General features: G+C 21.7%; 13 protein-coding genes, 3 tRNA genes and 1 rRNA gene. 8 read left to right on the forward strand and 9 right to left on the reverse strand.

Annotation, left to right across the window (positions count from 1 at the left end):
- Nucleotides 1-11: 11 nt before the first annotated feature.
- On the reverse strand, nt 12-1,214 hold the full coding sequence (gene proS, locus AB4W58_RS00895; RefSeq protein ID WP_367674215.1) for a proline--tRNA ligase: 1,203 nt from the start codon (nt 1,212-1,214) through the stop codon (nt 12-14).
- A 762-nt stretch (nt 1,215-1,976) separates the two neighbouring features.
- A complete protein-coding gene (gene argS, locus AB4W58_RS00900; protein WP_367674216.1) occupies nt 1,977-3,725 on the reverse strand; it encodes an arginine--tRNA ligase in 1,749 nt (582 codons plus the stop codon).
- A 259-nt stretch (nt 3,726-3,984) separates the two neighbouring features.
- Here argS and AB4W58_RS00905 point away from each other — a divergent pair.
- The 3 genes from AB4W58_RS00905 (at nt 3,985) to AB4W58_RS00915 (ending at nt 5,809) form a co-directional block, all read left to right on the forward strand.
- Nucleotides 3,985-5,543, forward strand: a 16S ribosomal RNA gene (locus tag AB4W58_RS00905).
- A 60-nt stretch (nt 5,544-5,603) separates the two neighbouring features.
- Nucleotides 5,604-5,678, forward strand: a tRNA-Ile gene (locus AB4W58_RS00910).
- Between the two features lie 58 nt (nt 5,679-5,736).
- Nucleotides 5,737-5,809: transfer RNA gene (locus AB4W58_RS00915), tRNA-Ala, on the forward strand.
- Nucleotides 5,810-5,811: 2 nt separating this feature from the next.
- Here AB4W58_RS00915 and AB4W58_RS00920 read toward each other — a convergent pair.
- Together AB4W58_RS00920 and rnhA are read right to left on the reverse strand one after the other, a co-directional pair.
- Nucleotides 5,812-6,570: an MBL fold metallo-hydrolase gene (locus AB4W58_RS00920; RefSeq protein WP_367674217.1), complete on the reverse strand. Its 759-nt coding sequence runs from the start codon at nt 6,568-6,570 to the stop codon at nt 5,812-5,814.
- Nucleotides 6,571-6,583: 13 nt separating this feature from the next.
- Nucleotides 6,584-7,054, reverse strand: coding sequence for a ribonuclease HI (gene rnhA, locus AB4W58_RS00925; RefSeq protein ID WP_367674218.1), 471 nt, complete (start codon nt 7,052-7,054; stop codon nt 6,584-6,586).
- Nucleotides 7,055-7,110: 56 nt separating this feature from the next.
- On the opposite strand from rnhA, the gene dnaQ reads away from it, so the two are divergent.
- From dnaQ to tadA, 5 genes are all read left to right on the forward strand, one after another.
- Nucleotides 7,111-7,833: a DNA polymerase III subunit epsilon gene (gene dnaQ / locus AB4W58_RS00930; RefSeq protein ID WP_367674219.1), complete on the forward strand. Its 723-nt coding sequence runs from the start codon at nt 7,111-7,113 to the stop codon at nt 7,831-7,833.
- Between the two features lie 56 nt (nt 7,834-7,889).
- Nucleotides 7,890-7,963, forward strand: a tRNA-Asp gene (locus AB4W58_RS00935).
- A gap of 447 nt (nt 7,964-8,410) precedes the next feature.
- Nucleotides 8,411-8,941, forward strand: coding sequence for a nucleotide exchange factor GrpE (locus AB4W58_RS00940; protein ID WP_367674220.1), 531 nt, complete (start codon nt 8,411-8,413; stop codon nt 8,939-8,941).
- A gap of 144 nt (nt 8,942-9,085) precedes the next feature.
- Entirely contained in the window at nt 9,086-9,562 is a 477-nt protein-coding gene (smpB, locus tag AB4W58_RS00945) for an SsrA-binding protein SmpB (RefSeq protein WP_367674221.1), read from the forward strand.
- Nucleotides 9,556-10,056, forward strand: a complete 501-nt coding sequence (tadA, locus tag AB4W58_RS00950) for a tRNA adenosine(34) deaminase TadA (RefSeq protein WP_367674222.1) — start codon at nt 9,556-9,558, stop codon at nt 10,054-10,056. Before smpB ends, tadA begins: the two co-directional genes overlap by 7 nt.
- 4 nt (nt 10,057-10,060) lie before the next feature.
- On the opposite strand, the gene acpS is transcribed toward tadA, so the two are convergent.
- The 5 genes from acpS to lepA form a co-directional block, all read right to left on the reverse strand.
- Nucleotides 10,061-10,441 carry a holo-ACP synthase gene (acpS, locus tag AB4W58_RS00955; protein ID WP_367674223.1) on the reverse strand — a complete coding sequence of 127 codons (381 nt, stop codon included), beginning with the start codon at nt 10,439-10,441 and terminating at the stop codon, nt 10,061-10,063.
- A 39-nt stretch (nt 10,442-10,480) separates the two neighbouring features.
- Nucleotides 10,481-11,359 (reverse strand): GTPase Era, encoded by an 879-nt coding sequence (gene era / locus AB4W58_RS00960; protein ID WP_367674224.1) that lies wholly within the window; start codon nt 11,357-11,359, stop codon nt 10,481-10,483.
- Nucleotides 11,356-12,036 carry a ribonuclease III gene (gene rnc / locus AB4W58_RS00965; RefSeq protein WP_367674225.1) on the reverse strand — a complete coding sequence of 227 codons (681 nt, stop codon included), beginning with the start codon at nt 12,034-12,036 and terminating at the stop codon, nt 11,356-11,358. The genes era and rnc overlap by 4 nt, the downstream gene beginning before the upstream one ends.
- Before the next feature lie 74 nt (nt 12,037-12,110).
- Nucleotides 12,111-12,980, reverse strand: coding sequence for a signal peptidase I (gene lepB, locus AB4W58_RS00970; RefSeq protein WP_367674226.1), 870 nt, complete (start codon nt 12,978-12,980; stop codon nt 12,111-12,113).
- A gap of 15 nt (nt 12,981-12,995) precedes the next feature.
- On the reverse strand, nt 12,996-14,795 hold the full coding sequence (gene lepA, locus AB4W58_RS00975) for a translation elongation factor 4 (RefSeq protein ID WP_367674227.1): 1,800 nt from the start codon (nt 14,793-14,795) through the stop codon (nt 12,996-12,998).
- Nucleotides 14,796-14,954: the final 159 nt, after the last annotated feature.

Genomic DNA, 14,954 nt, shown 5'->3' on the forward strand with positions numbered 1-14,954 from the left:
AATAAAGTATTTTAAAAATATTTTTTTTTTTTAATTTTTAATTTATCTAATAAAATTTTTAAAATATTTTTAATTTTTATATTTTTTTTAGAATATGTTCTTCGATTTTGTAATTCTATACATTTTTGTTTTATTGTATTATGACTAATTATAATTCTATATGGAAAGCCAATTAAATCAGCTTCAGAGAACATAATTCCAGGTTGTTCGTTTGTATCATAAAGAAAAACTGTCATATATTTTTTTAATTTAAAATATATTTTTTCTGTTATTTTTTTTACTAAAAAATCTTTTAGAAAATTAATTGGTATAATAGAAACTTGAAAAGGTGCAATAGAGATTGGCCAAATAATTCCATTTTGATCATAATTTTTTTCAATAATTGCTCCAATTAATCTACTTATGCCAATACCATAACACCCCATTTCTAAAAATTTTTTTTTTTTTTGATTAGTATAAATAAATGCATTAAATATTTTAGAGTAAATTTGATTTAATTGAAATATATGACCAATTTCTATTTGAGTATTTTTTTTTTTTAATATGTTTTTTTTTATTTTTTTAGAATTTTTAATATTAATATAAAATTCATGAGAAATATTTCCTCCAATGATTCCATTTTCAGCTTGTAAAATTTTTATTTTAAGATTCATTTTTTTAAATATTTTGATATATGATTGATATATATTCTCGTAAGTATTTTCTAGAGATTTTTTATTTATATGAAAAGAATATGCGTCTTTCATGATAAATTCTCTTGCACGTAATACTCCTGATTTTGGTCTAATTTCATCTCTAAATTTTGTATTAATTTGATATAAAATCATAGGTAATGATTTATAAGAATTTATTTTATTTTTAACTAATTGAGTAATAATCTCTTCATGTGTAGGTGATAATATAAGGTTATTTTGATTTCTATCAATAATTTTAAATAATTCTTTTCCATACATTTTAATTCTTTTGCTTTTTTCCCATAATTTCGATGATTGCAAAATAGGCATATTAATTTCTATTGCATTGTTTTTTTTCATTTCTTGATTTATAATTTTTATAATTTTTTTAAGTACTTTAACTCCATTAGGAAGCCATGTATATATTCCAGAAGAATTTTGAGTGATCATTCCAGATCTAATCATTAATTGATGACTTATGCTATATGTATTATTTGGCTTTTCTTTTTTCGTTGAAAGAAAATATTTTGTTTTTCTCATATATTCCTTAATAAATTTTTTTACAATATACATTAAAAAAATTTAAATAATTATATAAATTCTATAATTTAAAAATATTTTTAATATATTTTATATTTTAATTTATTTTTTATTTTTTTAAATTTTTTAAAAAAAATTAAAAATAAATAAAAATATTTTATAGTTTTTCATATTTTTTTTAAGCGATTTTTATTTTAGAAATTTATTAATTTTTTATGTTTAAAATAAAATTTTTCAATTAATTAAATTTAATATAAAAACATTATAAAAAATATTATTTTTTTAAAAAATATATTTTTATTCATGTAATTTTTATTTCTCTGATTTAAAATTTTAAATATAAATTTAAATTTATTTAAATTATAATATAAAATATTTACTAAAAAATAAGAAAAAAAAATTATATAATTTTTTAAATAAATTTTAAATCATATAAATTAAGATTTTAAATATAAAAAATTATTTAAAACAGATACAATTTTTTATTAAAAAAATTGTAAATAAATAAAAATTATTAAATATATTTATAAATATTTTTAATAAAAAGTTTTAAAAACTTTCTATTAAAAATATTTTTATTAAAAATAATTTCTTGTTAAACACATTAAAATATATAAACTCAGTAAATTAAATAAATTATTTCACGTTCTATTAAAATATATTATAATATTATTTATTTTTAGAATTTATTTTATATATTAAAAATAAAAATTTTAAATGAGAATAATATATTTTTATAAATTTCTTTTATATAAATTTATATTACATAGATTTTGTAACATGAATACCTAATAGATTTAATCCTATTTTTAGAATTTTAGAAATTATATAGGAGATTTTTAATCTAGTAATACATTTTTTTTTATTTTTTGTATTAAGTATATGATATTTTTCATAAAAATAAGAATATTTAGATGCTAATTCATAAATATAATTACATATTAAATGCGGTTTTCCTTTTTTAGCTGATTGAGATAAAGTTTCTTCAAATTGTAATATTTTTATACATAATAGCATTTCAGAATTATTATTAATTTTAATAGAACCATGTGATTTAATTAAATTTTCATAATCTTTTTTTAAAATAGATATAATTCTAGTATAAGTATATTGTATGTAAAGTGATGTATTACCATCAAAGGAAAGTATATTTTTCCAATTAAATATATAATTAGTAATTCTATTTTTCGATAGATCAGAATATTTTATTGCTCCGATACCGATAATTTTAGATAATTGAGATAATTTTTTTGCGTGAATGTGACTATTTTTTTTTAATATTATTTTTTTTGCTCGAATTATAGATTCTTCAATTAAATTGGATAATTTAATTGTATTTCCAGAGCGTGTTTGAAAAGGTTTATTATTTTTGTTGCACATCATTCCAAATATATGATGTTTAACTTTGACTTTTTTTGATATGTATCCAGCAATTTTTGAAATTTTATAAACTTGTTTTAAATGTTGTTGTTGACGCGAATCGACATAATATAATATTACATTAGCTTTTAATTTTTTACATCTATATTTCATACATGCAATATCAATTGCTGAATATAAAAAAGATCCATTTTTTTTTTTTAAAATCACACCCATGGATTTACCCTTTCTGTTTTTTATATCTTTTAAAAGAACAATAATATTATTATTTTTTTTAATAGCAATTTTTTTTTGCATTAAATCTTGAATTATTTTTGGTAACATTTTTTTATAAAAACTTTCTCCGATAATATGTTTATTTTTTAGAGTAATATTTAATAATTGATAAATTTTTTTGTTTTCTTCGATATTTAATGTAACAATTTTTTTCCATATTTTATAACAATATTGATCATTTTTTTGTAGTTTTGCAGTATATTTATCAGTTTTTTTAAAAAAATCTTTATTTTTTAAATACATTTTTTTTGCTTGACAATATATTTTTTCTATTTTTTTAATAGATAGATTTTTAATATTTGATATTTTTTCTTTTTTAATAATTTTTAAATAAGCAATTAACATTCCAAATTGAGTACCCCAATCTCCAATATGATTACAACGTATAACGTTATATCCATAAAATTCCATAATACGCGCACTGGCATCTCCTATAATTGTTGATCGTAAATGTCCTACATGCATTGATTTAGCCATATTTGGAGAAGAATAATCAATTACTACATTTATATTTTTATCTTTATAGTATTGAAAATTTTTTTTAGTTTTATTAAAAAATTTTTTTTGTATAGATTTTTCTATCCATAAAGAATTGAGAAAAATATTTATGAAGCATGGTTTAGAAAAAATTATCTTTTGAATCATTTTCTTAGAATTTATATTTTTAATAATTTTTTTAGATAAAATTTTTGGATCGATTTTATTTAAATTAGCAATACTATATAGATTATTTAATTGATAATGTCCATTTTTTTCATTTTTATTTTTTTGAATTATGATTTTTTGATTTATTTGAATTCGACTTTTTATAAGACTTTTTTTAATTTTTTTTTTTAACATTGATAATATCTTCATTTTTTTTGTTCCTTCTATGTAATATATAAATTTTATTTTTTTTTTTTTAAATTTGTATATATTATATATATTTTTGTGTAAATTTTTAATAAAATAAAAAATATATTTGACAAATATACAAATATATAATACTATTAAAAAACTTTAGTTATTAATGTTCTTTAAAAAAATATCAGAAAATCTGTGTGGGCACATAAAAATTTAAGTGCAAAAATTATTTATTACACAGTTATTGAATTTATTTAATTCAAATTTTTAAAAAATGAAGAGTTCGATCATGGCTCAGATTGAACGCTGGCGGCAAGCTTAACACATGCAAGTCGTGCGGCATCGAAAGAAAAAATTTATTTTTTCTTGTCGGCGAGCGGCAAACGGGTGAGTAATATCTGGGGATCTACCCAAAAAAGGGGGATAACTACTGGAAACGGTAGCTAATACCGCATAATGTTGAAAAACCAAAGTAGGGGACTTTTTTTATAAAAAGCCTTACGTTTTTGGATGAACCCAGACGAGATTAGCTTGATGGTAAGGTAAAGGCTTACCATGGCAACAATCTCTAGCTGGTCTGAGAGGACGATCAGCCACACTGGAACTGAGACACGGTCCAGACTCCTACGGGAGGCAGCAGTGGGGAATATTGCACAATGGGCGAAAGCCTGATGCAGCTATGCCGCGTGTATGAAGAAGGCCTTAGGGTTGTAAAGTACTTTCGTTAGGGAGGAAAGAAATATATATAATACATGTATTTTGTGACGTTACCTAAAAAAGAAGCACCGGCTAACTCCGTGCCAGCAGCCGCGGTAAGACGGAGGGTGCGAGCGTTAATCGGAATTACTGGGCGTAAAGAGCACGTAGGCGGTTTTTTAAGTCAGATGTGAAATCCCTAAGCTTAACTTAGGAATTGCATTTGAAACTAAAAGACTAGAGTATCATAGAGGGAGGTAGAATTCTAGGTGTAGCGGTGAAATGCGTAGATATCTGGAGGAATACCTGTGGCGAAAGCGACCTCCTGGATGAATACTGACGCTGAGGTGCGAAAGCGTGGGGAGCAAACAGGATTAGATACCCTGGTAGTCCATGCCGTAAACGATGTCGACTTGGAGGTTGTTTCCTTAGAGAAATGACTTCCGAAGCTAACGCGTTAAGTCGACCGCCTGGGGAGTACGGCCGCAAGGCTAAAACTCAAATGAATTGACGGGGGCCCGCACAAGCGGTGGAGCATGTGGTTTAATTCGATGCAACGCGAAAAACCTTACCTGGTCTTGACATCCATAGAATTTTTTAGAGATAAGAAAGTGCCTTCACGGGAACTATGAGACAGGTGCTGCATGGCTGTCGTCAGCTCGTGTTGTGAAATGTTGGGTTAAGTCCCGCAACGAGCGCAACCCTTATCCTCTGTTGCCATCGGTTCGGCCGGGAACTCAGAGGAGACCGCCGGTTATAAACCGGAGGAAGGTGGGGACGACGTCAAGTCATCATGGCCCTTACGACCAGGGCTACACACGTGCTACAATGGCGTATACAAAGAGAAGCAAATCTGCGAAGACAAGCCAACCTCATAAAGTTCGTCGTAGTTCGGATTGGAGTCTGCAACTCGACTCCATGAAGTCGGAATCGCTAGTAATCGTGGATCAGAATGCCACGGTGAATACGTTCCCGGGCCTTGTACACACCGCCCGTCACACCATGGGAGTGGGTTGCAAAAGAAGCAAGTATCTTAACCTGTAAAGGAGAGCGCTTACCACTTTGTGATTCATGACTGGGGTGAAGTCGTAACAAGGTAACCGTAGGGGAACCTGCGGTTGGATCACCTCCTTAAAAGTCACTTTAAAAATTTTAAAGTGCCCACACAAATTTTCTGATATTATTAATTATTAAAGGCTTGTAGCTCAGTTTGGTTAGAGCACACCCCTGATAAGGGTGAGGTCGGTGGTTCAAGTCCACTCAGGCCTATTAAAACACCTTTATCTTCAGTAAAAAATAATTAATATTTTTTAATATCTGTATAAAAGGGGCTATAGCTCAGCAGGGAGAGCGCCTGCTTTGCACGCAGGAGGTCAGCGGTTCGATCCCGCTTAGCTCCATTTTAAAATTCATCTTTTATTTTTCTTAAATTAGAAAAATAATCTATTTCATTTTCTGATTTATACCAATAATTAATAATTTCTTTTAAATTTTTTTCTTGAATTCTAAAAAAAATATTTATCTTTTTTTCAAAAATTAAGGTATTATAATTTTTTTGTTTTTTATAATTTTTATTTATAAAATTTAAATAATCTTTAATTAAAATATCTTTTTTAAAAAATTTATGAGAGAAATTTAAGTTAGATAACGTATATTGATGTGAATGAAAAAAAAATGTTTTATTAGGAAGTGTAAAAATATTTTTTAGTGAATGATATAGTTTTTTTGAATCTCCACCATTTAAAGTGTTTCCACATCCTCCAGAAAATAAGATATCTCCACAAAAAAGATATGGATAAATGAAATAAGATATATCATTTTGAGTATGTCCAGGTGTTGGAAAAATTGTAAATATATTTTTAAATATATTAATTTTTTTAATATTAGATATAATTATTTGATTTTTTTTGCATATTTCTTTAATCATTTTTGGTGTAATAATTAAAATTTTTGGATAAAATTGTATAATTTTAAATAAACCATTTATATGATCACTATGTAAATGTGTAATAAAAATAAAAATAGGTTTTAATTTATATTGATTTAATTTGTATATTATTGGATCTGCGAATCCAGGATCAACTATAATACATTTATTTTTTTTATATAATATCCAAACTATGTTATTTTCTAAAATTTTAATACCTTTAATTTGAATCATTTTTTTTACCATTTTATTTATTTAAAATATAACCATAATCTGTTTTTTTTGGGTATTTTGCAGATTTTTTAGCTTGTATATCACATTCTTCATTTTCTTTTTGTCCAGAATGACTTTTAATCCAAAACCATTCAATTTTTATATGTTTTTTAACAATTTTATTTAATCTTTTCCATAAATCAATATTTTTAACTTTTTTTTTATTTTGTTTTAACCAATTATTTTTTTTCCATTTTTTAATCCATGTAGTGATTCCATTTTTTACATATTTACTATCTGTATTAATTTGAATATAAGAAGAAATTTTTATTTTTTCTAAACCGATAATTACACTCATTAGTTCCATTCTATTATTAGTAGTTAATATAAATCCTTTACTAAATTTTTTAATATTATTTTTATATTTTATAATTGTACAAAAACCTCCTTTTCCTGGATTACCTAAACACGAACCATCGGTAAAAATTTTAATAGTTTTTTTCATTTTTTTTTTTTTTAAATTTCACCTTTTTATTTTTATTTTAATATAAATTTTTGTATATGAATACATATAATCGCAAAATTGTTTTAGATACTGAAACTACTGGAATTAATTCTCATGGATCAGTATATTTAAATCATCGTATTATTGAAATTGGAGCGATTGAAATAATTGATCGTCACATCACAAAAAATAATTTTCATGTTTATCTTAATCCTAATCGATTAATAGATAAAGGAGCATATAAAATTCATGGTATATCAAATAAATTTTTATTAGATAAACCTAATTTTTCTGATATTTATGAAAAGTTTATAAAATATATCAAAAATTCTGAATTAATCATTCATAATTCTAAATTTGATTTAAGTTTTTTAAATTATGAATTAAATCTATTAAACAAAAATATTCCAGAAATATTAAATTATTGTACTGTTTTAGATACTTTAAAATTGTCTAGAAAAATTTTCCCTGGAAAAAAAAACAGTTTAGAAGCTTTATGTAAACGTTATAAAATCAATTATCACAGAAAATTACATAGTGCTATTTTAGATGCAAAATTACTAGCTAAAGTATATTTATTAATGACTGCGCATCAACAATCATTTTTTTCTATGAATAATTCTAATAGTTTAATATCTAAAATTAATATTAACTCTATATGCAATCAAAAAGCTATCGTAAAATATGCTAATAAAAAAGAAAATTATATGCATATAAAATATTTAAAAAATATGAAAAGGAAAGGACGTTGTTTATGGATAAAAAATATAAATAAATAAAATATTGTTTTTTAATAAAATTATAGTATAATATTTGGAATAAAATTATTTTAATTGGTGCGGTAGTTCAGTTGGTTAGAATATCGGCCTGTCACGCCGGAGGTCACGGGTTCAAGTCCCGTCCGCACCGAAACATTTATTTATAAAAAATGTATTATATTGTATTTAAATTAATATTAATTATATAATGTTTAAAATATTTAATTTTAAATATAAAATAATTTTTTTTTAAGAATATAAATATTTTTTAATTTTTTATAAAGACTTATTTATAGTTATATTTACATAATATTTAATATAAATTTATAATTATTATTTCTATGAAAAATAAAATTGTTTAAAAATATAAAAAAATATAAAAAATTATTTTTAAAATTATATTTTTTTGTTATTTTTGTAAATTATTATTTTTTATTAAATTAGTATGTATTTAATATTGTTTCAGATTTTATATTATAAATGATAAAATATTTTTTATATTGATTTAGACTATAAAAAATTTTTAGAATTAAAATTATTTTGTATTTTTTTTAAAATTTAATATTTTTAATATTAATATTTAAAATAAGGAAATTATATGAATTTTAAAAAAGAAAATATAAATACAGATATTTTAAAAGAAAGTAAAATGTATTTAAAAAATAAAAATTATATTTCTATTTTAGAATTAAAAAAAAAAAAATTAAAAGAAAAATTATTAGATATAAAAAAAAAAAATCAAGTTTTGCTAAAAAATTTTAATACAAAAATATATAAAAAATTAGAATTAACATATAAATTTTCTTTAGAAAAAATTATTCTTTCTATACTACCTATATTAGATAGTTTAGAAATAGCATGTAAATCTATTCAAAATTATCCAGAATATAAAGAAATATATAAAAAATTGTTAAAAAATAATATTTTTTTTAGAGATATATTATTAAAAAATAATATTAAAATTATTGAAGAAACAAATGTTTTATTTGATCCTTTAATTCATCAAGCAATGTTTTTAAAAAAAACAAAACATTTTAAAAAAAACTATGTAGTAGAAATCATTCAAAAAGGTTATATATTACATAATCGTTTGTTAAGAGCAGCTATGGTTTCTGTATCTACAAATTAAAAAAAATTAAAAAAATTAGTTTTTTATTATTAAAATTAGATCTATTTGTTTTATTAAAATATTTATTAGAATAAATAATATATTTTAAAAACATATATTTCAATTCAGATGTTAATTATTATAAATAAAAAAATTATTTTTCAAATGATCACAAAAAAAAATAAAATAAATATATTATTTAATAAAAAATCAAAGTTTAATTTTTTTATTAAAAAAAAATTTATTGCTGGTATTGTATTACATGGATGGGAAGTAAAATCTATACGTCAAAGGAAAATTGATATTAGTCGTAGTTATGTAGTATTAAATTTCAATGAAATATATTTATTAAATTGTGAAATACAACCTTTACAAAATTCTACTTTTTTTAAATATAATTATATAAAAAAGAATAGAAAAATAAAATTATTACTTCTAAGAAAAGAAATTAATTTAATTTCTCATCAAATAAATAAATATAAATATACTATTATTCCTATTTCTCTTTTTTGGAAAAAATCTTTCTGTAAATTAGAAATTGGTTTAGCTGTAGGAAAAAATTTATATGATAAAAGACAATCTAAAAAAAATAAAACTTTAAAAAGAGAATTATCAAAAAATTTTAAACGTTTTCAATGTTAGTATGTCAAAAATTTTTTAAGATTTTGAAGATGAATATAAACAATCAATATGTCAACCGTTACTGGATGAAAATTGCTTTATTTTTAGCTAAAATTTCTTTTAATAAAGGAGAAATTCCTATTGGTTCAGTATTAATTAGTTCAAATAAAGTTATTGGTATGGGATGGAATAATTCCATTGAAAAAAATGATCCTACAGCACATGCAGAAATTATTGCATTAAGAAATGGAGGAAAATTTTTAAAAAATTATAGATTATTACATACTACTTTATATGTTACATTAGAACCGTGTATTATGTGTTTAGGAGCTATTTTAAATAGCCGAATTCAAACATTAATAATAGGAGCTAGTAGAAAAAATAATTTTAAAAATATTCTTTATGATACAAATTTTATTTATAATTCTAATGGATTTAAAATTAAAATCATAAAGAATATTTTAAAAAATGAATGTTCTAATTTAATTAAACAGTTTTTTATTAATCAAAGATAAAATATTATGCTTCTAAAATTACTATTGCTTGAGCATATTTTTTTTCATCTGTAAAACTAATATGTGATTTTTGAATACCTAATACTTTTTTTTTATATAAAGCATGTTCAAGATAATTTATTCTTAACTGTTTTTTTTTATTATAGTAAATTTCAATATTTTTAAATGATATGCTATTTTTCATTCCTGTTCCCATTGCTTTACATGTTGCTTCTTTAATAACAAAACTTCTTGTTAAGAATTTTATTTTTCTAATACTTTTATTATAAAAAAAAAATTCTTTTTCTGTTAAAATTTTTTTTATAAATTTTTTTTCGTATAAATTAAATATTTTTTTTATTCTTTTAATTCTTAATATATCAATTCCAATGCCTATAATTTTCATTTGATTCTTCTAAATATTACATATTTTATATGTAGTATATTATTTATATTTTTTATGTAATGAATTATTTTTGAATGTTTTTATCCATATAAAAAGATGTACTTTAGTATTTAAAATTTTTTCTAACTTTTTTTTAGATATCATACTACATAATTTTATTTTTTTTCCATTTTTTCCAATAAAAATTTTTTTTTGTCTGCAATATAATACAAAAATTTCAGAATGAATAATTATTTCTTGTCGTATATTTTTTTTAATTGATTTAATTTTTATTTTAGATGAATAAGGTAACTCATCTCCAAAATATCTCATTATTGTTTCTCTTATTATTTCATATATTTGAAATTTTAAAGAATAATTATTATTTTGATTTTTATGAAAAAAATGTTTATGCATAGGGATATTTTTTTTAATAATTTTTTCTAAAACTTTTATATTATCTCCTGTTTTTGATGATACAGGTATGATTTTTATTTGAGAAAATTTTTTATTTAAATATTTTATGAATGGTAATATTATATTTTTTTTTTTAATTTTATCTATTTTGTTTATAACAATTAAATTTGGAATATTTTTTTTATTCATAAAATTTAATAAAACAGTATGATTTTTATCCCAAATTATATTATCAATAACTAAAATTACTAATTTTAAATCTTTTAAAATATCATATTTAAATTTTAAATCTTTAGAAATATGTATATATTTTTTTTTTTTAAATCCTGGTGTATCAATATATATAAATTGATAATTTTTAATTGTTTTAATTCCTAAAATATTTTCTTGAGTCGTGTTTTTTTTTTTAGAAGTTATAGAGACTTTTTTTCCAATTAATTTATTCATTAAACTAGATTTTCCAGAATTTTGATTCCCTATAATTGCTATTTTTCCACAATATTGATTTTTTATTTTTTTCACTCTATTCCTAATTTGATTAAAGCATATTGAGCAGAGTTTTGTTCTGCTTTTCTTCTGCTAGATCCAATTCCAATTAAATTTTCAGAAATATTTAAAATTTTACATTTAACTGTAAATAATTGATTATGTGCTTCTCCATATACTTGTACTACAGTATAAGTAGGTAATGGTAAATGTTTAGATTGCAGATATTCTTGAAGTCTAGTTTTAGAATCTTTTTGTGCATCTCCAGGACTAATTTTTTCTAATCTTTTTTTATACCATTTTAATATTAGTTTTTCTATAGTTTTAATGTTGCTATCTAAAAATACACTTCCAATAATAGCTTCTACAGTATTCGCTAATATGGATTCTCGTCTAAATCCTCCACTTTTAAGTTCTCCTTGCCCAAGTTTTAAATACTCTCCTAATTCAAATTCATGTGCAATTTTTGCTAAAGTATGCCCTCGAACTAATGTTGCACGCATACGGCTCATATCTCCTTCATTTACATCAGGAAAGAATTTATATAAAGCTGTAGCAATTACAAAACTGAGAATAGAATCACCTAAAAATTCTAATCTTTCATTATGATTTATTCCAGAACTTCTATGAGTTAATGCTTGAGTTAAAAGTTCTTTTTTAGTATATACATATCCTATTATTTTTTGTACTTTTTCTGTTTCAGAGTAATCCATGATATACCAATGTTTTTTAAATTAAAAATTAATAATTAAAAATGTAAATTGTTTTTTTTAAAGTTGAAAAATTTTTATTTAACAATTGTTCCAATTCTATAAAATCTTATTCCAGTAGGCCATGCATTTGCATTTTGTTCTAAACTAAACCATACTATACTTACTTTTCCAATAATATTTGATTCAGGAACTAATCCCCAATATCTACTATCAGAACTATTATCTCTATTATCTCCCATGACAAAATAAAATCCTTTTGGAATAATCCAAGTTCCTAATTTTACTGATTTTTGTTTATAATAGAATTTTTCTTGATCCGTATACTTTTTTGATAAAAGAATATTATAATGATTTGCATTATTTATTTCTTCCATTATTACATGATTTTTTAAATCTAAAAGATTTTGTTCTGAAAAATTATTTTTTATAATTTTACTATATGTTACAAGATTCATTAAATATGAATATTTATTATATTTATTATAAATTGCAAGTTGCTTTGTGAAAGGATTATATTTTACTGTATCTCCTGGAATTCCAATAACTCTTTTTACAAAATTTAATTTTTTATTGCAAGGATATTTAAATATTATGATATCACCTCTAAGAGGATGTGTAATCGTAAATAGTATTTTTTGATTAAATGGATTTATTATATTATAAGCAAATTTTTTTACTAAAATATAATCTCCAATAAATAAAGAAGGTAACATTGAAGTAGACGGAATTTGAAAGGGTTCGAATATAAAAGCTCTAAAAATAAATGTAAAAAATAAAATTGGAAAAAAACTACTTATAGAATTTTCTTGTTTACTTTTATAATTATCATATTCTTTTTGTGTTAGATGATTTTTATAATATAAATTTTGAATAACTTGTAATATCCAGATTAAACCTGTAAAAGTCATAAGTAATATAAAAAATGTAGAAAAAATATTATACATTAATGTTTTTCCTTATTAAGAATTTTTGTTTAAATTTAAAATAGAAAAAAATGCTTCTTTTGGTAAATTTATATTTCCAATTTTTTTCATTTTTTTTTTACCTAATTTTTGTTTTTGTAATAATTTTTTTTTTCTTGAAATATCTCCTCCATAACATTTAGATAAGACATTTTTTCTTAATTGTTTTATAGTAGTACGTGCTATAATTTTATTTTTTACTGAAGCTTGTATTGAAATATCAAATTGTTGTCTAGGTATAATGTTTTTCATTTTTTCAATGATTTCTTTACCTTTTTTAAAACATGTTTTTTTATGTGTAATTATAGATAATGCATCAATTTTTTGATTATTAATTAATATATTTAAACATACTAAATTAGATTTTTTAAATTTTTTAAATTTATATTCTAAAGATGCATATCCACTAGAAACAGATTTAATTTGATCAAAAAAATTTAAAACTATTTCAGACATTGGAATATCATAAGTTAAAGATATTTGATGTGTATGGTAAACCATTTTTTTTTGAACGCCTCTTTTTTTTATACATAAAGAGATTATATTTCCAATATATTTTGAAGGCAATAAAATAATACATTCTGCAATTGGTTCTCGTATTTCTTTATATGTTCCTTTTTTAGGAAAGTTAACTGGAGAATTTATATGTAAAATTGCATTATTTTTTATAATTTTTACTTCATAAATTACTGTTGGAGGAGTAGAAATTAAATTTAAATTATATTCTCTTTCTAATCTTTCTTGAATAATTTCCATATGTAAAATTCCAAGAAATCCACATTTAAAACCAAAACCTAAAGCTGAAGAATTTTCTGGTTCATAAAATAATGATGCATCATTTAAGCTAAGTTTTCCTAAAGCATCTCTAAAATTTTCATATTGATTAGAATCAATTGTATATAATCCAGCATATATTTGAGGTTTAATTTTTTTAAAACCAGAAAGAGGATATTTGCAAGGATTATGAAAAGAAGTTAAGGTATCTCCAACTGGTGCAGCTAATATATTTTTAATACCACAAATAATCCATCCTACTTCTCCGCATTTTAATGTTTTTAAAGATATTTGTTTAGGTGTGAATATTCCAAGTTTTTCAACTTTATAATTTTTTTTTGAACTCATTACTTGAATAATAGATCCTTTTTTTAAATATCCATTTTTAATTCTAATTAAAGATACTACGCCTAAATAATTATCAAACCAAGAATCAATTATAATTGCTTGTAATGGTTTTTTTTTATTTCCTATAGGATAAGGAATTTTTTTAACAATTTTTTCTAATAAAAGATCAATACCTAAACCGGTTTTCGCTGAACAAGATATAGAATTTTTAGAAGAAATTCCAATGATATCTTCTATATCTTTTAAAATACGATTAGAATCTGCATGCGGTAAATCAATTTTATTAATTACAGGAATAATTTTTATATTCATATTTAATGCTGTATAACAATTTTCTAATGTTTGAGCTTCTATTCCTTGAGTCGCATCAATAACTAATAAAGCTCCTTCACATGCTGATAAAGAACGTTTAACTTCATAAGAAAAATTGACATGTCCTGGAGTATCTATAAAATTTAAGTAATATTTTTTATTATTTTTTGCTAAATATGTAGTAGTAACTGTTTGAGCCTTAATTGTAATTCCTCTTTCTTTTTCTATATCCATGGTATCTAACATACGTGTAGATATTTCTCTTTTTTTTAAATTTCCACAAATTTGAATTAATCTATCAGCTAAAGTAGATTTTCCATGATCTATGTGTGCAATAATAGAAAAATTTCTTATTCTTTTCATTAATTTTTATATACCAGAAATTATTTTAAATATATGATCATTCAATAGTTTTAAAAATTAAAATTATTATAAATACTTTTTTTTTTATTTTATTATATTATGATCTGTTGATATTATATTATTTAATAATTTAAATATTAATTATATAATAAAATTTTG

The sequence above is a fragment of the Buchnera aphidicola (Chaitophorus sp. 3695) genome, assembly GCF_964058985.1.
GTDB classification, from domain to species: domain Bacteria; phylum Pseudomonadota; class Gammaproteobacteria; order Enterobacterales; family Enterobacteriaceae; genus Buchnera_J; species Buchnera_J aphidicola_BQ.

Excerpts from the sequence above, each read along its gene's own strand:
- rnc (WP_367674225.1), bottom strand. The coding sequence starts at position 12,036 with ATGGATTACTCTGAAACAGAAAAAGTACAAAAAATAATAGGATATGTA.
- lepB (WP_367674226.1), bottom strand. The coding sequence starts at position 12,980 with ATGTATAATATTTTTTCTACATTTTTTATATTACTTATGACTTTTACA.
- smpB (WP_367674221.1), top strand. The coding sequence starts at position 9,086 with ATGATCACAAAAAAAAATAAAATAAATATATTATTTAATAAAAAATCA.
- AB4W58_RS00940 (WP_367674220.1), top strand. The coding sequence starts at position 8,411 with ATGAATTTTAAAAAAGAAAATATAAATACAGATATTTTAAAAGAAAGT.
- dnaQ (WP_367674219.1), top strand. The coding sequence starts at position 7,111 with ATGAATACATATAATCGCAAAATTGTTTTAGATACTGAAACTACTGGA.
- argS (WP_367674216.1), bottom strand. The coding sequence starts at position 3,725 with ATGAAGATATTATCAATGTTAAAAAAAAAAATTAAAAAAAGTCTTATA.
- acpS (WP_367674223.1), bottom strand. The coding sequence starts at position 10,441 with ATGAAAATTATAGGCATTGGAATTGATATATTAAGAATTAAAAGAATA.
- tadA (WP_367674222.1), top strand. The coding sequence starts at position 9,556 with ATGTTAGTATGTCAAAAATTTTTTAAGATTTTGAAGATGAATATAAAC.
- proS (WP_367674215.1), bottom strand. The coding sequence starts at position 1,214 with ATGAGAAAAACAAAATATTTTCTTTCAACGAAAAAAGAAAAGCCAAAT.
- rnhA (WP_367674218.1), bottom strand. The coding sequence starts at position 7,054 with ATGAAAAAAACTATTAAAATTTTTACCGATGGTTCGTGTTTAGGTAAT.
- lepA (WP_367674227.1), bottom strand. The coding sequence starts at position 14,795 with ATGAAAAGAATAAGAAATTTTTCTATTATTGCACACATAGATCATGGA.
- AB4W58_RS00920 (WP_367674217.1), bottom strand. The coding sequence starts at position 6,570 with ATGATTCAAATTAAAGGTATTAAAATTTTAGAAAATAACATAGTTTGG.